At 62.1% G+C, this 22,218-nt stretch carries 18 protein-coding genes; 9 read left to right on the forward strand and 9 right to left on the reverse strand.

What is annotated here, in order from left to right:
• Nucleotides 1-84: 84 nt before the first annotated feature.
• The 5 genes from FAX90_RS10890 to FAX90_RS10910 form a co-directional block, all read right to left on the reverse strand.
• Complete coding sequence (locus FAX90_RS10890; RefSeq protein ID WP_144097449.1) at nt 85-933, reverse strand: SMP-30/gluconolactonase/LRE family protein; 849 nt, start codon at nt 931-933, stop codon at nt 85-87.
• A 200-nt stretch (nt 934-1,133) separates the two neighbouring features.
• Nucleotides 1,134-3,506 (reverse strand): TonB-dependent receptor, encoded by a 2,373-nt coding sequence (locus tag FAX90_RS10895; RefSeq protein WP_144097450.1) that lies wholly within the window; start codon nt 3,504-3,506, stop codon nt 1,134-1,136.
• Between the two features lie 168 nt (nt 3,507-3,674).
• Nucleotides 3,675-4,031, reverse strand: a complete 357-nt coding sequence (locus tag FAX90_RS10900) for an EthD domain-containing protein (protein WP_144097451.1) — start codon at nt 4,029-4,031, stop codon at nt 3,675-3,677.
• Between the two features lie 337 nt (nt 4,032-4,368).
• Nucleotides 4,369-5,145 carry a FadR/GntR family transcriptional regulator gene (locus FAX90_RS10905; protein WP_170234950.1) on the reverse strand — a complete coding sequence of 259 codons (777 nt, stop codon included), beginning with the start codon at nt 5,143-5,145 and terminating at the stop codon, nt 4,369-4,371.
• A 207-nt stretch (nt 5,146-5,352) separates the two neighbouring features.
• Nucleotides 5,353-6,015, reverse strand: coding sequence for a FadR/GntR family transcriptional regulator (locus FAX90_RS10910; RefSeq protein ID WP_144097453.1), 663 nt, complete (start codon nt 6,013-6,015; stop codon nt 5,353-5,355).
• Nucleotides 6,016-6,229: 214 nt separating this feature from the next.
• On the opposite strand from FAX90_RS10910, the gene FAX90_RS10915 reads away from it, so the two are divergent.
• Complete coding sequence (locus FAX90_RS10915) at nt 6,230-7,468, forward strand: FAD-dependent monooxygenase (protein WP_144097454.1); 1,239 nt, start codon at nt 6,230-6,232, stop codon at nt 7,466-7,468.
• A gap of 376 nt (nt 7,469-7,844) precedes the next feature.
• Complete coding sequence (locus FAX90_RS10920) at nt 7,845-12,512, forward strand: autotransporter-associated beta strand repeat-containing protein (RefSeq protein WP_170234951.1); 4,668 nt, start codon at nt 7,845-7,847, stop codon at nt 12,510-12,512.
• A gap of 165 nt (nt 12,513-12,677) precedes the next feature.
• On the opposite strand, the gene FAX90_RS10925 is transcribed toward FAX90_RS10920, so the two are convergent.
• Genes FAX90_RS10925 through FAX90_RS10935 form a run of 3 tightly spaced genes read right to left on the reverse strand, consistent with a single transcriptional unit; the run spans nt 12,678 to nt 15,650 of the window.
• Nucleotides 12,678-13,190 carry an aromatic-ring-hydroxylating dioxygenase subunit beta gene (locus FAX90_RS10925; RefSeq protein WP_144097456.1) on the reverse strand — a complete coding sequence of 171 codons (513 nt, stop codon included), beginning with the start codon at nt 13,188-13,190 and terminating at the stop codon, nt 12,678-12,680.
• Nucleotides 13,187-14,464, reverse strand: a complete 1,278-nt coding sequence (locus FAX90_RS10930) for an aromatic ring-hydroxylating oxygenase subunit alpha (RefSeq protein ID WP_144097457.1) — start codon at nt 14,462-14,464, stop codon at nt 13,187-13,189. The genes FAX90_RS10925 and FAX90_RS10930 overlap by 4 nt, the downstream gene beginning before the upstream one ends.
• 31 nt (nt 14,465-14,495) lie before the next feature.
• On the reverse strand, nt 14,496-15,650 hold the full coding sequence (locus FAX90_RS10935; RefSeq protein ID WP_144097458.1) for an amidase: 1,155 nt from the start codon (nt 15,648-15,650) through the stop codon (nt 14,496-14,498).
• A gap of 98 nt (nt 15,651-15,748) precedes the next feature.
• Here FAX90_RS10935 and FAX90_RS10940 point away from each other — a divergent pair, with 98 nt between their 5' ends.
• From FAX90_RS10940 to FAX90_RS10950, 3 genes are all read left to right on the forward strand, one after another.
• Nucleotides 15,749-16,186 (forward strand): MarR family winged helix-turn-helix transcriptional regulator, encoded by a 438-nt coding sequence (locus tag FAX90_RS10940; RefSeq protein WP_144097459.1) that lies wholly within the window; start codon nt 15,749-15,751, stop codon nt 16,184-16,186.
• A 25-nt stretch (nt 16,187-16,211) separates the two neighbouring features.
• On the forward strand, nt 16,212-16,991 hold the full coding sequence (locus tag FAX90_RS10945; protein WP_144097460.1) for a 2-keto-4-pentenoate hydratase: 780 nt from the start codon (nt 16,212-16,214) through the stop codon (nt 16,989-16,991).
• A 251-nt stretch (nt 16,992-17,242) separates the two neighbouring features.
• Nucleotides 17,243-18,673 (forward strand): aldehyde dehydrogenase family protein, encoded by a 1,431-nt coding sequence (locus tag FAX90_RS10950; RefSeq protein WP_205700675.1) that lies wholly within the window; start codon nt 17,243-17,245, stop codon nt 18,671-18,673.
• 98 nt (nt 18,674-18,771) lie between these two features.
• On the opposite strand, the gene FAX90_RS10955 is transcribed toward FAX90_RS10950, so the two are convergent.
• A complete protein-coding gene (locus tag FAX90_RS10955) occupies nt 18,772-19,254 on the reverse strand; it encodes a MarR family winged helix-turn-helix transcriptional regulator (protein ID WP_144097462.1) in 483 nt (160 codons plus the stop codon).
• Between the two features lie 213 nt (nt 19,255-19,467).
• Here FAX90_RS10955 and FAX90_RS10960 point away from each other — a divergent pair, with 213 nt between their 5' ends.
• From FAX90_RS10960 to FAX90_RS10975, 4 genes are all read left to right on the forward strand, one after another.
• Nucleotides 19,468-20,631, forward strand: coding sequence for an acyl-CoA dehydrogenase family protein (locus FAX90_RS10960; protein WP_144097463.1), 1,164 nt, complete (start codon nt 19,468-19,470; stop codon nt 20,629-20,631).
• A gap of 87 nt (nt 20,632-20,718) precedes the next feature.
• Nucleotides 20,719-21,078, forward strand: coding sequence for a hypothetical protein (locus FAX90_RS10965; protein ID WP_144097464.1), 360 nt, complete (start codon nt 20,719-20,721; stop codon nt 21,076-21,078).
• A 55-nt stretch (nt 21,079-21,133) separates the two neighbouring features.
• Nucleotides 21,134-21,637: a flavin reductase gene (locus tag FAX90_RS10970; RefSeq protein ID WP_144097465.1), complete on the forward strand. Its 504-nt coding sequence runs from the start codon at nt 21,134-21,136 to the stop codon at nt 21,635-21,637.
• Nucleotides 21,638-21,707: 70 nt separating this feature from the next.
• Complete coding sequence (locus FAX90_RS10975) at nt 21,708-22,217, forward strand: c-type cytochrome (protein WP_144097466.1); 510 nt, start codon at nt 21,708-21,710, stop codon at nt 22,215-22,217.
• Nucleotide 22,218: the final 1 nt, after the last annotated feature.

Consider the following 22,218-nt stretch of genomic DNA (forward strand, 5'->3'; position numbering starts at 1 on the left):
TCGACGAAAAGAGAGCCCAATGGACGCCGCCATTCCGGCGTCAGTCCCGCGCCTTCAGAACAAGGCGAGGCGTGTTGCTGCGGATCAGAAGTCCGCGCCGGGCACTTCCACCTTCACGGTCTCGATCGACCCCACGCGCTTTTGCGCGACCATGTCTTCGAGGTGGCCGCCGAAGGTGGAACAATAAAGCGTCCGCCCATCCTCACCGCCCAGCGCGCAGGCCACAGCCCGCTTGTCACCGCAGGCGATCAGGTCGGTGATGGCGCCGTCCGGCGTGACGCGAAGGAACTCTCCGGTCACGAAGCTGGAAACCCAGATGCCATCCTGCTTGTCGACACAAAGCCCATCCGGCGCTCGCTCGCCAAGATCCACGTAGACACGCCGGTTCGAAAGCTTGCCGTGTTCATCGACATCGTAGGCGGTTAGCCGGTTGGCGAAAGTCTCCGAAACCACCATCGTTCGGCCGCCGTCGACAAGGACCATGCCGTTCGGAAAGACGAGGTCATCGGCCACGATACTGACCGAGCCATCCGGCATAACCATGGCGATATTCGCCGTCTGCGCCTCGGCACCGCCGAAAAGGTCGTAGCCGAAATTGCCGACATAGGCGCGGCCGGCATCGTCGACGAGAATGTCGTTCACTTCGCCGGTAGCAACGTCCGAAAGGTCGGCGTGCACCTGCAGCCCACCGTCAACCAGCTTCATCAGCTTGCGATCCACCATCGAGACGACAAGCGGGGTGCCGTCGGGAAGAAACCCGATGCCCGAAGGCCGGTTGGGGACACTGCAGATGGACTGCTTCTCGCCCCCTGCCGAAAGTTGGAAGCAAGCTTTGCCGAACATGTCCGACATCCAGAGGCCGCCATCGCGCCAGATCAGTCCTTCCGGAAAGATGAAATCGGATGCCAAGACTGTAAGCTGATGTTCTTTCATCGATAATTCTCCTCTCCGCGGCGAAGCGCGAGGTCATCCGGCAAGGATGAAACCCGGCGCTTCAGGTCCGCGGCTCCGCTTTCGAAGCCCGCGTCCGCCCGACCTGCTTTCACCAAGACGCGTCTTGGGACTTCAAATGGGGCGATCGTGCCTCGTTAAACTATGTTCAATTGTTGGACAAACGGTTTCCTGTGTAGATCTCAGTATTCGACGCCGAACGACACGCCCACGGTTCGGGGCATGCCGGTGTAGCGAACGACCGCGTCCCCGGTGGTGACGATGTTGCTGAGATAGAGCTTGTTGGTGACGTTCCGGCTCCAGACCGACAGGTTCCAGCCCTTCGTTGACTCGATCCCTGCCCGCACGTCGAACACCGCGTAGGCGGGGATGGTCGACAAGCTGGAATTGGCAAGGTCGCTGTACGACTTGCTGGAAAAACGGACGGTACCGCCGAAAAAGCCATCGAGTTCGTCCGATGCGCCGAACCGATATTGCGTATCGGCCACCCCGCTCCAGTCCGGTGCGAAGTTGAAGCGGTTGCCGGTAATATCCACCTGGTTGTTCAGCAGGTCGTAGGATTCGGTCTCGGGATCGACGACCCTGATCTTCGACTTTGCGTAAGTGACGCCGCCGCTGATCGTCCAGCCATCTATCGGGGTCGCCCGCAGGCTGAAATCGATGCCTTTCACGCTGGACTTGGGAATGTTGGTCGCCGTCGCGACCGGCCCGAATATCGGCACGCGGATGTAGGTATAGAGCTGCTTGTTGCGATAGTCGTAGTAGAATGCCGCCAGCTCCAGCTGCAATCTCCGATCCAGCAAGGACGCTTTCGCCCCCACCTCGTAGGAAGTCAGTTTCTCCTGTTCGACATATTCGAACTGTTCCGAAAACGGCGCAACGATCGCGGGATAGACGCCTGCCTTGAAGCCGCGGCTAACCAGGCCGTAAACAAGGCTGTCGCTGTCCGGTTTGTAATTCAGGCCGGCGCGCCAGGACCAGTTTGTGTCCTTTTCGCTACCGACTTCTCGCGATGGCGCGAAAGTCGGTGTCTCGCCGCGCGAATCCAGGGTCGCGCATTCGCCCGGCTGAAACGTGCCCGGCGGCAGCGGACCCAGTCCGCTTACCAGCCCGCGCAGGGCCGGTGACAGTTGCTGTTCGAAAAGTGCCAGGATCTGCGGCCCCGGCAGCCAGCCACAGGCGTCGTACCGCTCCGTCACTTCGGTATAACGCGCACCTGTCGTCAGCGTGAGGTCGGGGACGAATTCCCAGTCCACGTTCCCGAAGGCAGCGATGGTTTCATTGCTTTCCCGCAAAGTACCGGACACGACATCGCTGATCGGAAAGAACGGCGTGTAACGCACAAGATCATAAGTAAGCGTGTTGCGAGGTTTCAGATCCTGATAGTTCGCCCCTACGACATAAGTGATATCAGCAGCGGGGATCGTTCCGTTCACGCGCAGTTCCTGGCTGAAACTCGTAGCCTCTGCGTCGTTGTCGACGAAGAAGACCGGCAGGAACGATCCCGTGAAATTGTTGATCTGGCGGAACTTGGTGTCGATGTAGTTCGAGATCGACGTGATCTGGGCATTGTCCCCAAGGTCGAGCTCTGCCCGCAGCACGGCCTGGTACTGGCGGTGATCGTTGCGAGGTCCATCGAAGGTAGTCGGAATATCGGCCACGCGGATCTTGTCCGAAGGCTCCTGATCCAGATAGTTCGGATAGGGAGAGCCGGCCGGATTGGCCAAGGCCCATTGCAGGAACTGCGCCGATTGCGGCTCGCCGTGATCGTAATTCGCATTGAGGTTGAGCGAAAACCTGAGCGCCGGAGACGCATCCCAGTCGACGAGCAAGCGGGCCGCGCTCTTGTTCTGGTCGCCGTTCTCGCGTTCGTTGTACCGGCTGTACTGCCATGTGCCGAATTGCGTCGTCTGGCCAGAGAGGCGGACACTGACGGTATCGCTTAAGGGGCCGCTGACATATCCCTCGACAAAGACCTTGCCGAAGTTGTCGACTTCGCCGCGACCTCCGGCTTGCAAACTAGACGTCGGCTTGGCAGCGATGACGTTGATCGAGCCACCGGTCGCGTTCTGGCCGAACAGCGTTCCCTGGGGCCCCTTGAGAATTTCGATACGCTCAACATCCAGCAGCAGGGCGCCTGTCATCGCAGGCAGGGGTAGCGCCGCTTCGTCGACATAGGCCGATACCGTCGGTGCAGCCGATATCTGGTTCGAATTGAAATTGACGCCGCGGATCGAGAAAATGGGAAAGCCGTTCTGGCTTTGCGCGGAAGTGAAACCGGGCGTGACCTTGGCAAGGTCAAGGGCATCAGTAACGCCGGCTGCTTCCAGTTGTTCACCGGTCTGCGCCACGATGGAGATACCGACATCGGAAAGACGTTGCGTGCGTTTCTGCGCGGTCACGATGATCTCTGCAAAGCCGCCACCGGTCGCCGTTTCACCTGTCTCGGCAAGGTCATCCTGTGCCAGCACGGGTGCGGACCAGCCGCAGAGGCCCGTCAATGCGGCAAGACTGACAGATGCGCGGAAACATCCGCGTTTTCCCTTGTGACTCATGATACCCTCTCTCCGTAGCGACAGGTTTTCTGCCTGCTGTTCATGTTGACTTGTTGGACATCGTTTTTGGTCGGTTTGGTCCCACTTCGGCGGTTGCCCGGCATTACGGTCCAGCTTTGCGCTGCTCCGTTGATTGCCTTCCGGCTGACAGGCCCGCAGGCCTGTCGATCACCGCAAGTCGGTTACGTGCTCCTCCACGAAAAACATGGGGTTGTCGGCACGATCCAGGAAATTGGGTACGTCGCCGGCGATACGTTCTGCCAGTTCAGGTTCCTGCATGACCTGCATCGCCGCTTCGAGCTGTGCGCGGTCCTCGAACCACATTTCCATGATGACGTCGTAGTCGGCTTCGTGCCCCACACCATCCGGCCCCGGAATCGGCGTCAGGTAGCGCCTGTGATGTGAAATGGCATTGCCTTTGAAGCGGAGCGCCCCGATCGGCAGATGCACGTTCTCGTAGTAGTCCCTGAACTCTTCCAGCGACATGCCCGGCCGACGCTTCAACAAAGCCACGATCTTGATCATGGAACCTCCCCTGTGGTCGCCCTGTCACCGGACGATTCCCGTATGAGATCGTCACGAAAGACCGGCTCTGCGTTCGAGGCGCCGACTCAAGTTCCGCTCAAATCCAGGGCGATGCTAGCCCGTGTTGGTTTGTTGGACAAGTGAACTTTTGCGACAAGGCAGATTGCTACGCGATATGTGTCGCGTCGCGCTGCTGACGTAGATGGCGGATGGCAGGATGCTTGCCCGCCCGCATTCGGGCGTGCTCATCCAACCCGGCAGCTGCGATCTCTCGCGCCCCGGGGACATTTTGACGTTGGTTCAGGCATCGCAGACGCGGATCACCGCGCCTGCAGCGTCACTTCCTGAAGTCAGGCACCGATATGGCCAGTGTCGGCACTTCGCGGATCTCGCTGGGCATGTCGATATCGAGCCCGGCCGATTTGAAGCTGCGCGGGAAGTCGGCCATGTGCCTGGCCATCGCTTCGCGCGCCGCTTTGGCATCTTCGGCCTTGATCGCCTCAAGGATCTGCTTGTGCGCCTCCAGCACGTGGCGCGGGCTTTCCTTCTTGGTCTTCGGAAGAAAATAGAGATGCTCGAGCGCGGGGAAGAACAGCTGCGCAATCGCTTCACGTGTCACGTGGAAAGCGCGGTTTTCTGTCGCTTTGGCGATAAGCCAATGGAACTCCATGTCGAGGTCGGTAATCGTTTCACCCGCCTTTACGGCCTTCTCCGTCTTCGCGACGTTCGCTTCCAACGCTTCTGCCAGAGTTGGTTTCAAACGGCTCATCGCGACGTCGATGGAAAACATCTCGATCTGCGTGCCGATCTCCCAAAGCTCTCGCAAGGTGACGCGCTGCATCATCAGCGCACGGGACGTGACAAGCGCCAGCGCATCGTGGCTTGGCCGCACGACGTGCAGGCGGCGTCCGGCATCGCGCTGAACCAGTCCGCTTTGTTCCACCACGCGCATTGCTTCGCGCACCGTGTGACGGGTGACGCCGAATTTCTCGGCAAGTTCGGTTTCTGTGGGCAGCGGCTCTCCGGGCTCCAGATCGCCAGTAACGATAGCCTGCTCCAGGGCCTGCTGGATGACCTGATATGCGCGGGGAATCGCTAACTTTTTCGACTTCACAAACAAACTCCCTGCCGGGTGTTGCCCCGGAAATCACGAAAAGCCCAAAGTTGCCGCCGACAAGGGTGATAGCTATTCACGCCACGTGACGAGGCTTAGCTTGCGACCTGCCTAGCTTGGCACCTGTATTGCGGCAAGTCCGATACTGCGTAGACCAACTTTGCCGGTTATTCTCTGGTTGAAGCCAGGTCTTTCGATTCGATTCGATCAATCGTCAGCCCCCTCTTCAGTATTTACGGCAACCCGCGCCCCGGCCAGATGCGCCTCCATCCGCGTCCGGGCCAATCCCGCATTGCGCTTCATCAGCGCTTCGAAGATCAGTCCGTGGTCGTAAAAATCACCTTCGATCAGTTCAAGATCGCCCCAGTGCATGTTCTCCCCCGCACGATCGATGATGCCGCACAGTTCGACCAGCAAGGGGTTCTGGGTCGCACGCGCGATGGCCATGTGGAAATCGGCATCGTGACGGCGATATTCCTCGTTGTCGCGTGCGCCTTCCACTTTGCGCACGCACTCCTCGATCTCGCGAAGATCGGCGCGTGTCGCTTTCATGGCCGCGACTTCGCAGACGTAGGGGTAGCAACTCAATGCCGCCTCGATCAGGTCTGACGGGCTGGCATCGACCTCCTCGGCAACGTCCGATACTTTGTCGGCTCCCGGCGCAAGCACGTATGTCCCTCGACCGACCTCGCGCTTGACCATTCCACCGATTTCGAGCGGGACGATCGCGGAACGCACCGCACTGCGGGGCACATCGAAACGCGCGGCCAACTCGCGCTCGGTCGGCAATTTCTCGCCAGCCGGGAATTCGCCGCTCTCGATGGCTTTGCGGACATAGTCCCGGATGGCTGTGACCTGGTTATTTTTCACAGTGTTTCCTTTCCTGTCAGCATTGGTACACCAATAAAGGTAATATGTCCATAATGGTCAGCCTATTGCATTGGCGTCGCATAGCCTCTAACGCAAACGCAGGATTTGGTACTGATTCCGCAGGGATATTGGGCAACCAATTGGCCGGGGAAGATGCCGTGCAAGGTACTCTCCGGCATTTGCCACCGCAGTTTTCGGGTTGAGGAGAGAGAATATGAACAGTCCAGACACTCCGCTAAAGAACAAGAAAATCCTGGTTTCCGGCGCCAGCGCCGCCGGCCCCAGCCTGGCCTACTGGCTCGACCGGTACGGCTTCGACGTCACCGTAGTCGAGCGCCATCCCACCGTCCGCCCCGGCGGCTATGCGATCGACGTGCGCGGATCTGCCATTCTGATCTCGCGCAAGATGGGTATCCTCGAAGATCTTCAGGAAGCCGATACCAAGCTGGAAGATATCCGCTTCTTCGACGACAACGATGAAATCGCTGCCGCGATGGACCGCAACTTTGGCGCAGGCGGCGGCATTGCAGGCGATGTCGAAGTGTTGCGCGACGATCTTGCCAAGATCCTTTACGACAAGATCAAGGACAAGGTCCGCTTCAAGTTCGGCAATTCGATTACCAAGCTGACCGAAAATGCCGACGGTATCGACGTCGAATTCGAAAACGGGGACAACGAACATTACGACCTCGTGATCGGCGCAGACGGTACCCACTCGAACGTCCGCCACCTGGTCTTCGGCGAAGAATCGCAGTTTGCCCATTTCTGGGACCGCTACATCTCCGTGTTCACGATCCCCAACTATCGCGGCCTTTACCGCAAGTGGGACTGGCATATGCGTCCCGGGTTCTTCGGCGGCATTCAGCAGTACGGCGACAATCAGGAGACACGCGGGATTTTCCTCATGACGGGTGAGTTCCGCAAGTTCGACAGCCGCAACATCCCGGAACAGAAAGCCCTGGTCCGCGAACTCATGAGCGACAAGCTGGCCTGGGAAATTCCCCGCCTGCTCGACGAAATGGACAAGGCGACGGACTTCTACTTCGATTCCGCGTCGCAGATTAAGATGCCAACCTGGTCCAAGGGCCGGGTATCACTCGTCGGTGATGCGGCAGCAGGTCCGACCGCCTTCACAGGACAAGGTACAAGCGCGGCCATCGTGATGTCCTATGTCCTGGCCGGTGAACTGGCAGAGGCGCGCGGCGACTATGAAACGGCTTTCAAGCGCTACGAGGAGATAGCCAGGCCGTTTGCGGAACTGAACCAGGACATCATCTGGCAGGGCAAGGAAATGCAAATCCCGAGCACCTGGGAAGAAGTGAACGAGCAGCTCGCCGCCATCGACATGATGCGTGCGGACAGCGGCCCGGTCGAGGAAGGGTCGCTGGTGGACATCATGCAGACCGCAGCCAACTCGCTCGATCCGAAGGACTATTCGCGCTTTTACGCCTGAAGCACGACTGGGCGCCCTTTCTGGCAAAGTCTTGAACTGACCGGAAAGGGCGCTCGCCCTTCTGCATTTGGTATCTCACACACCTGCGTTACGACCGGTCCGTCCGGAGATTTTTGCCACAGCGCTGCGCCGGCCGCCGCTCCGCAGACGGCGAACAAATCCCACGCTACGGGTGAAGCCTAGGCCATTGGTTAATCGCTTCACCATCACGACGACATAGGGCGAAGTCCTTCTCTGGAGGACGTTTATGTCGGTATCGAAATCTCAAAAAAATCCCGGTCTCTCAAAATCTTCTGGCACGCTGCGCGCGAGTGGCAACGGGCATTTAGCGCCCCGCGCCGCCGTTCTGCGACATGGTTTCCTGAAGGACCGCCTGATGGCGACGACGGCGATCGCGGCAGCTGCCATCGTATTCGTCGCCAGCGCCGACCCGGTTCAGGCACAAAGTATCGAGAATGTCGGTTTCGAGGACGGTACGCTCAACGGCTGGACCGCCGGCGGCGGCACCGGCACGCAAGCGCCCGACAGTTATGACGGCAACGGTGTCGGCGTCAGCGTCGTGACCGGCATGGAGGATTTCACGTCCGGCGGGTCGACGTATCAATGGACGGTCACGCCCTACGGCGATTACATGGCCTCGCTTCAGGCCGTGAACAGCGGCAATACGTTTGCGACCGGCTCGACCGAACTAGGGCTGACCGCAACGAGCCAGGCCGAGATCACCTCGACCCTGGGCGCCTCTGCAACCACTGCTTCCTGGATCTATCAGGACCTCACGCTGAACGCTGGCGACAGCTTCACGATGGCATGGCAGTACGTCTCTACCGATTACGACCCCTACAACGACGCCTCCTATACCTCGCTCGTCAACATCGACGACAATTCCATTCTCGCGACGGTCAACAACCTGGCTTCACAGTATGCTCTCCTCGGCGCGACGGTGCCGGGTACGGGTAACTATTCGACCGGCAGTTACGGCGCGACGGGCTGGCAGCTCTCGACTTATTCGGTGGATACCGCCGGCACCTATCGCCTCGGTTTCATGAGCCTCAATCTGAAAGACACGCAACTCAGCCCCGTGTTCTTCGTGGACCAGGCACCGGGCGCCACCTTCAATTTCGACGATCCGTTCGGACCGATCGCACCGAACGAAGGCAGTGAAGCGCCGACGACCCCGCCGCCGCCGCCGACCGGGCCGACGACGACCGATATCTCGGGCACCGTCAACGCGTCCGACATCGCAGATAGCGGCGCGTTCCTGGGCGGTACGCTGTTGATCGATCTGGCCAGCATGACGCTGGCTCAGGGTTTCACGATCAATGGCTCGGGTGCGACGATCGATACCAACGGCAACCAGTCCACCTTCACCGGCACGATCAGTGACGAAACATCCGGCACTCCGGGTTCGCTGACCATATCCGGCAGCGGCGGAACCGTGACGCTGACCGGTACCAACGTCTACACGGGCGCGACCACGGTCGGCGCAGGCACCACGCTGGCGCTGACCGGCACCGGAAGCATCGCGGGTTCCAGCGAGATTATCGTCGACGGAACATTCGACATATCTGGCACCGATGCGGGCGCGCAGATCGAAGACCTCTCGGGCGGCGGCACGGTAGAGCTTGGCGGGCAGAACCTCACGATCACCAACGCCGAGAATTCCTTCGATGGCATCATCGGCGGAACCGGCGGCCTTATCCAGGCTGGCGGGTTGCTTGTCCTCAACGGGGCGAACACATTCTCGGGCGGCTTCACGCTTGCTGGCGGCACGCTCGGCATCGGCAACAATTCAGCTCTGGGCACGGGAACTCTCGATGCGGCAGGCGGCACGACCATCGCCTATGGCGACGGAGTAGTCGCCCCCAATGCTGTCGTTATCCAGGGGCCGGTCGATTTCAGCCAGGACGGAGGGAGCGCGACGCAGTCGGGCGATATCTCGGGCGCTGGTGGACTGACCAAGACCGGAAGTGGCAACCTCTTGCTGACCGGAAGCAATAGCTACACCGGCGGCACGACGATTGCGGGTGGCACCCTGACTGGCTCGACTACCTCGCTGACCGGCGACGTGCTTAACAACGCGGCGCTGGTGATCGATCAAGACACCGACGGCACTTTCGCTGGCGACGTATCGGGGTCCGGTTCGCTGACCAAGGACGGTGACGGCAATGTCACGCTGACGGGTGCCAACACCTACACCGGCGGCACGACGATTGCGGGTGGCACGCTGACAGGCTCGACCACCTCGCTGACCGGCGACGTGTTTAACAACGCCGCGCTGGTGATCGATCAGGACACCGACGGCACTTTCGCTGGCGACGTATCGGGGTCCGGTTCGCTGACCAAGGACGGTGACGGCAATGTCACGCTGACGGGTGCCAACACCTACACCGGCGGCACGACGATTGCGGGTGGCACGCTGACAGGCTCGACCACCTCGCTGACTGGCGACGTGCTTAACAACGCGGCGCTGGTGATCGATCAGGACACCGATGGCACTTTCGCTGGCGACGTGTCGGGGTCCGGTTCGCTGACCAAGGACGGTGACGGCAATGTCACACTGACGGGTGCAAACAGCTATACCGGCGGCACGACGATTGCGGGTGGCACGCTGACAGGCTCGACCACCTCGCTGACTGGCGACGTGCTTAACAACGCGGCGCTGGTGATCGATCAGGACACGGACGGGGCCTTTGCGGGTGACGTATCGGGCACGGGCTCGCTGACCAAGGACGGTGACGGCAACGTCACGCTGACGGGTGCGAACAGCTATACCGGCGGTACGGCGATCCTGGGCGGTACGCTGACAGGCTGGACCACTTCGCTGACGGGCAATGTGCTTAACAACGCCGCGCTGGTGATCGATCAGGATACCGACGGCACTTTCGCCGGCGACGTGTCGGGCTCGGGTTCGCTGACCAAGAACGGTGACGGCAATGTCACGCTGACGGGTGCGAACAGCTATACCGGCGGCACGACGATCGCGGGCGGTACGCTGACTGGCTCGTCCATCTCGCTGACAGGCGACGTGCTCAACAACGCTGCTCTGGTGATCGATCAGGATACCGACGGCACTTTCGCCGGCGACGTGTCGGGCTCGGGTTCGCTGACCAAGAACGGCGACGGCAATGTCACGCTGACCGGTGTCAACAGCTACGCGGGCGGCACGACGATTGCGGGCGGTACGCTGACTGCCTCGACCATCTCGCTGACGGGCGATGTGCTGAACAACGCGGCGCTGGTGATCGATCAGGACACCGACGGGGCCCTTGCGGGTGACGTATCGGGTTCTGGCTCGCTGACCAAGGACGGTGACGGCAATGTCACCCTGACGGGTGCAAACACCTATACCGGCGGCACTGCGATTCTGGGTGGTACGCTCACCGCCTCGACCACATCGCTCGGCGGATATGTGCTCAACAACGCGGACCTCGTCATCGACGAGGATGCCGATGCTGACTTTGCCGGGATGCTTGCCGGTACGGGCAACGTTGAAAAAACCGGCAGCGGGATCGTGACCCTTTCCGGCATGCATATGCTCAGCGGTGAGACCACGATTTCGCAAGGCGGTCTGAATGTCGTGGGCGACTACTCCGCCTCGGCCATCACCGTTGGATCGGGCGCATTGCTGACCGGCAATGGCATCGTCGGCGACGTGTTTGTCGGGGATGGCGCAACGCTGGCCCCCAACGGCATGCTGGTTGCCGATGGCGGTGTCACTTTCGCCATGGGCTCAACCCTCCTCGTCAATGCCGATGCCGACGGGAATGCGGACATGCTCGGCGTGACGGGCGCTCTCGACATCCAGGGCGGCACCGTCAGCGTTCTGGCGGCAGACGGCAACTACGACTGGCAGACGGGCTACGCCATCGTGGCGGCGGACACCGTGTCCGGCGCGTTCGACGCGGTCGTCACCGATCTGGCGTTCCTCGACCCCTCGCTCGTCTACAGCGCGAATGGCGTGGCCCTGGTGCTGACGCGCAATGACCTGGCCTTTGCCGATGTCGCCGTGACTGCCAACCAGCGCGCCGCCGGTCAGGCCTTCGACGCATCGTTCGATCCGACGACCGATGCGTACTATGCCTTCGCCAGCCTGAACGGCACGATGGCGCGCGAAACGCTCGATGCGTTGAGCGGAGAAGTCCACGCCACCGTTGCCAACACCGCCTGGCAGGACAGCGCGCGCATCCGCCGCGCCGTGCTGGAACGGCTGGACCTTCCGCGGACGCAAGGTGCGAACCTGTGGCTGCAGATCGAGGCGGGTCGCGACGACTGGAACGGCAATGCCAGCGCCGCGGGCTACTTGCGCGAAACGATGAGCTACGTCGGCGGCCTGGAATTCGGCACCGGCAAGTCGAAACTGGGCATCGCGATTGGCCATACCGACGGCGACATGCAACTGGCCAGCCGTGCTTCCTCGGTCTCGGTCAAGGGCACGCATGGTCATGCCTATGCCGGCAGCGACTTTGGCGCACTGCGCCTTGCCGTCGGGGCCAGCTATGCCGACCTTAGCGTGGAAACCGATCGCAATGTCGCCTTTGGTGCCATCGATCAGGACCTGTCGGCCGACTACGGGGCGAAAGTCTATGGCGCCTATGCCCGCGCCGGGGTGCTGCTGCCGATCGGCAAGGGCGCGATCGAGCCGTTCGCAGGGATCACCTGGAACCGGTTCGACCGCGATGGCTTTGCCGAAACCGGCGGGAGCCTGGCGCTCGACGCTGCTGACGAGAAAGCCGACTGGACGTTCTCCTCGCTCGGCCTCAAGGGGCATGTCACGCTGGACGCGCAGGACAAGGTGGCGTTCCGTTTCGTGACCGAGTGGCAGCGCGCGCTCGACGGCCGCGCCACCACGGCGACGATGGCGTTTGGCAACGGTCCCGACTTCACCGTGAACGGTGCGCCTTTGGCGAAACATGCCGGGCTGGTCGATGTCGGCGTCCACTGGAAACTGTCGCCCGATGTCGGGTTCGCGGTTTCCTATGGCGGCACTGTCGCGCGGCAGGGCTTCTCGCAGAACGGGCGGGCAACGCTCTCGCTCCGCTTCTGACGGCACGCCAAATGGCACGGGAAAGGGGCGCGGCATGGCTGCGCCCCTTTTTTGGTGGATCGCTTCGCCGCCCCGGCGGGCACAAAAAAGGCCCGACCTGCGCAAGGCAGGCCGGGCAGGCAGGGATCTTACAAAGTCTGGTCTATTCGGCTTGCGAACCGGCGATCATGGCAGGTAGCCGATGCCCCAGACGAAATCGTCGGAATTCAGGAACAGGATTTCCTTGCGCGCGATCGCAATGCCGTCATCGCGCCGGACAAGGTGGAACACGACGTCGGCGGCCAGGGTGCGGGTCCGCTCGAACTTGTATTCGACGATCGTCTGGGCACAGCGCACGACAGTCGCGCCGTCCTGCTGCCCGCCCAGCACGAAGCGCGAGGCCGAACGAACGGTCCGTGCCGACGGCGCGGACGAGATCGAGAAGCCGCTTTTCAACCGTTTCACACGGGCCTTGCGCATTTCGGCATCGTCATAGGCGATGTTCAGCGCATCGGCATGGTCGCCATCGCCGCGTTCGATGGGGATGACGTAAAGGCCGTCATCGGTCCACAGCGGCAGCCAGTCGGCATAGTCCTGGCGGTCGAGGATCTCGCCTTCGCGCCAGATGAATTCGGCCGCTTCGAACAGGCCGATGGCCGCGGTGTCGTTGCCGGGTCGGGTGTCGGTAAGGGTGCTCATGCCGTCATCATCCTCTTCCACATGCCATAGGCGGCGCGCATGCCGGTTTCGGCGCTGACATCGGTCACGTCGGGACCGGCAGGGTGCCCATCCAGCGTGTCCTTGCCGCGGTTGACCATGATCCACAGGTCCTCGCCCGAAGCGGAACCGCGCTGGACGCGTTCCCAGCCTTCGGCATCGTCGGGCGTCCCAAAGCCCATCGGTCCCTGGAAATGTTCGTGCAGCCGCAGGCGGACGCGGTTGGCCGCTTCGGGTCCGCCGTCCATGCCGATCGCGATATGCCGGATTTCGGTTTCCGCCACGCTGACGGGGCGCAGCACGCGGAAGAAGGCCATCGAACAGGCAACGTTGGGGAACAGGTTGAGGTTGAACCCGGTTCCGCCCACCGCGCGCACGATGCGGCGGACCTTGTCCTCGTCATACCCTTCCTCGCGAAGCGCCTTTGCCAGGTCGGCAAAGCGTTCGGGGATCGGCGCGTCGAGGTTTTCCTCCAGATCGACAAGATCGGGGATCATCACCATCAGCGAATGGCCGTTGCCCAAGTCCTCGACCCAGCCGCCCTGCCCCAGGACGTCGAAGACGTTGCTGGTGTCGGCGTCGAGCGAATCGAGGAACGTCTTGTGGACGATGGGAAAGTGATAGGCGTCGGTCGTGTTTTCTAGCTGGATCTTCCAGTTGCCGGCAAAGCGGAACTGGTGTTCGCCCAGCGCCTTCACCGGGTATCCGGCGCCCTGCTTCATGAACAGGTCGATCCACTTCTTCGCGGGGCCGAGGAAATCGACAAGCGGCTCGATGTCATCGCGGAAAGTCGCGAAGATCATGCCGTTGTATTCTTCCGTGCGCAGCGAGATCAGCGGGAATTCGTCCTTGTCGAAATCCTCACCATAGACCTTGGCGTGGGGCACCGACCGCAGCTTGCCGTCGATGTTGTAGCTCCACCCGTGATAGGGGCAGACGAAGACACTGGTGCGGCCCTGCTTCTGTTCGCAGACCGATGCGGCGCGGTGGCGGCAGCGGTTGAGGAGGACGTGGACGTTGTCTTCCTTGTCGCGGGTCACGATCACCGGCTGCTTGCCGACCCAGCTTTTCTTGAACGTGTTCTTGGTCGGCACTTCGCTGGCGTGCGCCACCCAGACCCAGGTGTTCTTGAAGATGCGGTCCATCTCCTCGTCGAACAGTTCCTCGCTGGTATAGAGCGCGGTGTGGACGCGATCGTCCTGTACCAGTTCGCCCGGATCGAGCCCGCAGTCATCTGCGCTGATCGGCATGTCCATCAGAACGTATCCTTTCCGTTTCTTCTATCGGTCAAAGCGAAGGCTCGATTGCGGTCGCAATCGCGCAAAGCTTCGCGTCGTCGCCCTTGCGGGCCACCAGTTGTATGCTCGCGGGCAGCCCGTCTGCCGTGCGCGTCGGCAGGCTGATCGCGGGATGGCCGCTGACGTTGAATGGCCGGACCAGCTCGGTAAGCCGCACGACGGCGGCCGGGTCTAGTGCCTCTTCGATCGTAGGCGGAACCGACGGCAGGGTCGGCAACACGATGGCATCGCATGTGGCCAGCAGGCCATCGACAGCAGCCGTAAATCGGGCGCGTACCTCTTCAGCCTCGGCCACCGCCTGGGGCGTGACGTTCGCGGCGGCGGCAAGGCGCGCATCGATGTCGGGGCCGAGCAGGCCGGTCCCGACGAGATCGCCGAACAGCTCCCACATCTCTGCCGCCATGATGGTGATCCCGGCGCGGAAAGCGGCCTCGAAATCGTCAAGCGCGGTGCTGCGTATCGTCGCGCCGGACCGGGCGAGCACGCCATCGACCGCCGAATCGATATCGCCGTCGGCCGCGCAATCGAGACGCGCCAGAACGAGGTCTTCTGCCTTGGGCGCGGCCTGTGCGGTAAAGCCGGGAATGATGATTCCGGCGGCTTTCGTGATCGTCGCCATGTCGCGCGCGAAAAGCCCGATGCAGTCGAGCGAGCTTTGCGCAGGCACCGCGCCCTTGCGGGATACGGCATCGAACGTCGGTTTCAGGCCAAAGATATTGCAGCACGCCGCCGGCATACGGATGGAGCCGCCGGTATCGGTGCCGATCGAAAAGTCGACCATCTGCGCAGCGACGGCGGCCGCACTCCCGCTCGACGATCCGCCGACGATCCTGTCGGGAAACAGCGGATTGACGGGAGTTCCGGTGAATGCGTTCGCCCCGGTCACGCCATAGGCCAGTTCGTGCATGTTCGCCTTGCCGACGATGCGGCATCCGGCGTCGAGCAGGCTGGCCACGACCGCGGCATTGGCCTGTGCGGGATCGGACTGCGCGAATGCGCGGCTGCCGCACATCGTCGGCAGTCCGGCGATATCGATGCAATCCTTGACAACAACGGTCGGGCCGGACGCCGGGCCATCGGCACCGAGCGCAAGCTTCTTGACCAGTATCGCGGATTGAGAGGGAGCTTTAGGTCCGCTTGACATGACGTCGATGTAGGACCATTCACGGGAACGGTCAACTAATTAGTGCGCCGTCGATTATTCCGTTGAAAAAAGACCGGGGATTGCCCAGCAGGTTCGCGATGACTGACGATCGACATACATCCTACGACGAATGGCCGTTTTATTGGCTTACGCGCGTGCACAATCGATATCTCGATGCGCTGAACTCCGCGCTGGCCGGGACGGGTCTCGACGCGACGATGTGGCGGATCACCATGATCCTGAAAGATTGCGAGTGGCTTTCGGTCAGCGAGATCGCGGTCCAGGCCAATGCCAAGCTGTCCACCATGACCAAGGCGATCAGGCGGATGGAGGCGGCGGGTCTCGTCACGTCCCGTTCCGGAGAGCGGGACCGCCGCGTGACCGAAGTGAAGATGACCGAAGCCGGACAGGCGCAGATCGAACGCGCCGTCGCCGCCACGCGGCATGTCTACAATCGCGCCTTCGGCAATCTGGACGATGCGGATCTGCGCACGCTTACCAGACTGCTCGGCGACGTTGCCGAAAACCTGCGCTGAACCACGGATAGAAACAAAAGCCATCATGACAGCCACCCAGACCGCCGTTGCCCGCATCGTCGACGCACGCCGCAACCTTGCCGGATTTGCCGATTTCCCCGGCCCGCTGCCCGAAACGCTGGACGAGGCCTATGCCATGCAGGCTGCCGAGATCGCGTCGTGGCCGCAGCCCATCGCCGGATGGAAAGTCGGCCGGATCACCGGCGATGACGAACGCAAACATGGCGAGAACCGCTTTATCGGACCGATCTTCGCCGACAGCGTGTGGGTAGCCAAGGATGCGGTCGAAACGGACTTCCCGATCATCGATGGTGGTTTCGCCGCCGTCGAGGCGGAACTGGTCGCGAAGATCGACTGCCCGGCCCTCACCGGCACGATCTCTCCCGAAGAAGCACTGGCCATGGTCACCGCCTGGCACATCGGCATCGAAGTCGCGGGAAGTCCGTGCAAGGCAGTGGGCGAGAAAGGTGCGCTGGCCTCTATCGCGGCGTTCGGAAACAACTTCGGCCTCATCCTGGGCCCGGTTCTCCACACCGATGCGCCGGACGAAGTCGGATGCACCGTCACGATCGGCGACGGCGATCCGTTCACTGGAAAGGCGGGCAACCTGCCTGGAGGCACCGGAACCGCCATCGCATTCGCGCTCAACCGGCTGCACCGGATGGGTCATGCCTCGGTGCGCGATTGCCTGATTTCGACCGGTGCGATCACCGGCGTCCATGCGGTTGGCACGGGCCTTGCCGGATCGGCGCAGTTCCAGCCCGGCGGGACCATCGCCTTTCGGACGGTTACGGCCAGCACCTGATGTTGCGTCTGGTTTACGTCTCGTTTCACGTATTCCGGCAGCGTTTAACTCTTCATCGCGCCAGAGGTGATCGATGGAGATTTCGGGCTGAAGGCAACCGAACAATCCGTATTTTGTCCGGCTGGATCTTCGGCGCCACCCGGCCATGCCCGTATTCCTGTGCACTAAACCAAGGGCGCTCACCAACAAACTAGTTGACAAATCACGTGAGACACGCACCTTCTATGCCAAACCAGTTGGAGAGAGATGACATGTCGAGCGAGATTCCCCACTATTCCATGGTGATCGACGGGGAACTGGTCGGCCAAGGGCCCGACAACGTCATCCTCGATCCCTTCGACAACACTTCCGTCGGCACGTGCCCCGAAGGCACCGCACAGGACGTCGATCGCGCGGTAAGCGCGGCCCGTGCCGCGCAGCCTGGCTGGGCCGCACTTCCCGACGAAGAGCGCGCCGCGCTATGCCGCGCCGTCGCGCAGGCGTTCGAAGCCCATGCCGAGGAACTCGCCACGCTTATCACGCGCGAACAGGGTAAGCCGCTGGACGCAGGCGGTTTCGGTTCGCGCTTCGAGCTGGGCGGCTGTATCGGCTGGTCGATGGCGACTTCGGCACAGTCGCTTCCCGACCGTACCGTGCTGGACGAAGGCGGCGTACGCGCCGTTGAAAAGCGCGTTCCCAAGGGCGTCGTCGCCTCGATCACGCCGTGGAACTGGCCGCTGTTGATCGGCACTTGGCACCTGCTGCCCGCGATCCGCACCGGCAACACGGTGGTCATGAAGCCCTCGCCCTTTACCCCGCTGTCTACCCTGCGTGCCGCAGCGATCCTGAGCGAGGTGCTGCCCAAAGGCGTATTCAACGTCGTCACCGGCGGCGGCGAAGTCGGCGCGCATCTGACTGCGCATCCCGATGTCGACAAGGTGATCTTCACCGGCTCCACCGCGACCGGCAAGAAAGTGATGCAGAGCGCGGCGGAATCGGTCACCCACTGCACGCTCGAACTGGGCGGCAACGATCCCGCCATCGTCCTTCCCGGCGCGCCGGTCGAAGCGATGGCCGCGGGCCTGTTCTTCGGATCGTTCATCAACGCGGGCCAGACCTGCGGCGCGATCAAGCGCATCTATGTGCACGAAGCCGACCACGACGCGCTGGCAGAGGCGATGGCGAACATCGCCAGGGGCACGAAAGTCGGCCACGGGACCGAGGCGGACAGCGCGATGGGCCCGCTGCAGAACGCGCCCCAGCGCAACAAGGTCAAGGCGCTGACCGACGCGGCGGTCGCATCGGGTGCAAAGCTACTGGCTGGCGGCGAACAGGTCGGCCAGGGGCTGGCGCTCTCACCCGCGATCCTGGGCGATTGCACGCAGGACATGGACATCGTCCGGCTCGAACAGTTCGGCCCGGCCATCCCGCTTGTCCGCTATGGCGATATCGACGAAGCGGTCGCGATGGCCAACGACAGCGAATACGGGCTCTGCGCATCCGTCTGGGGCGCACCCGATCAGGCCGCGCAAGTTGCCGAACGCCTGGTTGCCGGTACGGTCTACATCAACACCCATGCCGAACTGCACCCGATGGTCCCGTTCGGCGGCCGCAAAGCATCCGGCATCGGTGTCCAGTTCGGCGAGGAAGGCCTGAAGGCCTTTACCGACGCGAAAGTCGTTTACGAACGCACCCCGGCCTGAACCGGCCGAACCCGTGCGATCCAAGCGCGCGGTCCGTTTACGGGCCGCGCGTTTTCATATGGTCTGAGAGCGCCCTGCCCCGCGGGACTGGCGCAGTATCAAAAGCGGCCGAGCGAGGTGGAAAGCTTCTTGAGCAGGGCAAGCAGCACCTGCTGTTCCACGCTGGTGAAATCCTCGAACGCGCGGTCCAGGATACGGCGCCCCTCTTCCCAACAGTCGCGCCCGGCCTTTTCACCAGCTTCGGTAATCGTGACGATGGTGACGCGGCCGTCCTTCTTGCTTTGCGACATTTCGACCAGACCGGCGCTTTGCATGCGCTGAATGATCTTCGTCATCGTCGAAAGCTTGACGATGGAATGTTCCGAAATCTCGCTGACGCTGGCGGACTGCTTGCTGTGCAGGATCATCAGGACGCGCCAGCTCGGAATATCGAGCCCGATCCTGCCCAGCGCCGTTTCCATGATCGAAAGGTACGTCCGGTCCGCGCGGGCGAGCCAATAGAATGGCCACTCGCTGAAATCGAAATCGTAATCCTGAGCCATGTCGGGTTCGTTGTCCCCAGCCTGCGATTCGCGCGCCATTCGCGATACTTCCCTTAATCAATCGAACCGGCGGAACCGGAACTTGCCCCTACGGAAAAACGCTCCTCCGCTTTCCGCCCGAGGCCGTAACCCGGTAACAGTGCCTTAGAAACCCCGCCCCGCCTTCTCAAGTGCAATTTCAGTTGACAATTCACGTGATATTTAAGTAGAAGTCCCGAAATCACGGATTCTTGATGCGACGGGAGAGACACGATGGACGCGGCAACCGCTGGATCGGTTATGACCAACCAGGAGCGTGAAGCCGCGCTCGACAAGCTTTTCGCGATGCTGCCTGAGCGGCAGGCCGAAATGACCGAAAAGCAGCGCCTGCCCGCCGAAATCGTCGCGCTTTTGCGCAAGGCCGGTATCTACCGGATGCTGGTGGCAAAGCAGTTCGGAGGCGATCAGGCCAGCCCGGCCGACTTCCTTCGCCTTATCGAACGCATTGCCAGCCACGACCCGTCGACCGGCTGGGTCGCAAGCTTCGGTTTTTCCGCGATCTACCTTTCGGCCCTGCCCGTCGCTTCGCTTGAAAAAATGTATGCGAACGGCCCCGACGTGATCTTTGCCGGCGGCATTTTCCCGCCGCAGCCGACCGAGGCCGTCGATGGCGGCATCAAGGTCAACGGACGCTGGAGCTGGGGCAGCGGCAGCACCGGGGCCGACTATATCGGCGTCGGCATCAAGGCGCCCGATGGCGGCGAAACCGGCGGCCTGCCCCTGATCGCGGTAATGCCCGCCGAAAAGGCGCGGATCGAGGACAATTGGGACGTCAACGGCCTAAAGGCCACCGGCAGCCATGACATGGTCGTCGAAGACGTCGTCGTGCCGCGCGAATGGACTTTCATCCGCGGCGGGAAATCCAGCCTTTCGGAACCGCTCTATCGCTATCCCTCGATGGCGCTGGCCGCACAGGTCCTGGCCATCGTCGCGATCGGCGCGGCGCGCGGCGCGATGGATGCCCTGATCGCCAAGGCATCGGGCCGCAAGTCGATCACCGGCGCACCGACCTTTGCCCAGCGCGCCCACGTGCAAAGCGGCCTTGCCAAGGCAGAGGCCAAGTGGAACGCCGCCCGCGCATGGTTCTATGACGTCACCGAAAGCAGCTATCGCACGCTTTGCGAAGGCGGAGAGCTGGACCAGCAGGCGCGCGTCGCGCTGCGCCTTGCCGCATCGCATGCCGCACATACCGGTGCGGAAGTATGTCTCGACATCTATCGCATGATGGGGACCGACGGCATTTTCACGGACAGCCCTGTCGGACGCTTCCTTCAGGACGCCCTTATCGTGCCGCAGCACGCGTTCCTTTCCGAAGGCACGTACGAAAGCGCAGGGCGCTGCATGCTCGGCCTCGATGCCGCGCCGGGCTTTCCCTGATACGAATTTCGGGAGCGGAAAAGCCGCTCCCTTCGGGCAGGCCGGAAACGACGCCTGACCCCAACACAGACAAATGCGGAGAATGACATGACAGAACCGGCCAAGCCCATCCGTGCCCTCTTTTGCTGCGCCGTGCTGCAGGGCTTCTTCGACCTGCCCAGCGCGCAGATACCCGACGTCCTGAAGGCCACCGGTCGCCTGCTGGAAACGGTGCGCGCGATGCCGGGCGTGACCGTTCTGGGCACGTTCGACGACGACGAAACGATGGTCGGCACCAGCCCCGACGGCTTCCCCTGGACGTTCTACATCCTTGCCGACGTTCCCGATCGCAATGCCGCGGTGGAAGTCTGCAACCTGTTCCGCACCACCGAAGTCGGTGAATATCGCCTGTGGAAATACATGCGCGTCGAAGCGCGGCTGGGCCGCGAACTGGTGATGCCGACCTGACCGGTCGGACCCGGCCACGAACAGGACAAAAAATGGCGATCAGGTGAGAAGAGCGATGCAACAGGAAGTCAGCACCGAACAGTTCCGCGAGGCCATGTCCCGCCTCGCCGCGACAGTGACGCTGATCGCGACGGACGGCCCTGCCGGCAGGCACGGAATCAACGCCACGGCCGTGTGCAGCGTGTCCGACGATCCGCCGACGATCCTCGCGTGCATCAACCGTTCCTCCACCCTTAATGCGAAGATCAAGACGAACGGCGTGATGAGCGTCAATGTCCTTGCCGAACCGCACCGGGATCTTTCGCTGCACTTCACGAAGCCCGATCCCACTGGCGAGCTTCGCTTCTCGTCCGTCGACTGGAGCGTTGGCCGGACCGGCTCGCCCATCCTGACCGACGCGTCGCTGGCGCTCGACTGCGAGGTGACGTCGCATGCCGAGGTGGGAACCCATTCGGTGTTCTTCGGGCGACTGGTCGACATCCGCTCCAACGGTGAGCTGTCGCCGCTGCTCTACTACCAGCGCGATTTTCACACATTGATCGCGCAATCACTGGCGTAGTCACTTGAACACGCAACTATTCCGGTTAAGCTTCGCCACGAGAAGCCCCCTTTGAGGACCCGTTGATGCCATGCTGAACGCTTCTTCCAGAACGACCCTTATCGCCGCCCTTGCCCTGTCGACGATGGCCCTTTCCGGCTGTGGCGGCAATGAAGAGCCTGCCGCGACCAGCACAGAGCAAGCGCAGCCCGAGCCGACCGCTGCAGCCGTGCCGACAGCCCCTGCCGCGATGCCTGCAAAGACCGAAGTCGCGCCCGTTGATCTGGCCAGCGCGGACGCCGCCGCGGGCAAGGCCGTGTACGAGGCCAAGTGCGCCGTGTGCCATAGCGTTGTCGCAGGCGAAGGATCGGTGATCGGTCCGCACCTTGATGGCGCGATCGACCGCAAGATCGCCTCGGTCCCCGATTTCGCCTATTCGCCCGCAATGTCCGCCCATGACGGTAACTGGGACGTGCAGACGCTGTCGGCGTTCCTCGCCGCGCCGCAGAAGTTCGCGCCCGGAACGCGCATGGGCTTTGCCGGCATCCCGGACGAGGCCGAGCGGGCCAACCTCATCGCCTATCTGGAAACGGTCAAGTGAT

It is taken from the genome of Croceicoccus sediminis, from assembly GCF_007570835.1.
Taxonomy (GTDB): Bacteria; Pseudomonadota; Alphaproteobacteria; order Sphingomonadales; family Sphingomonadaceae; genus Croceicoccus; species Croceicoccus sediminis.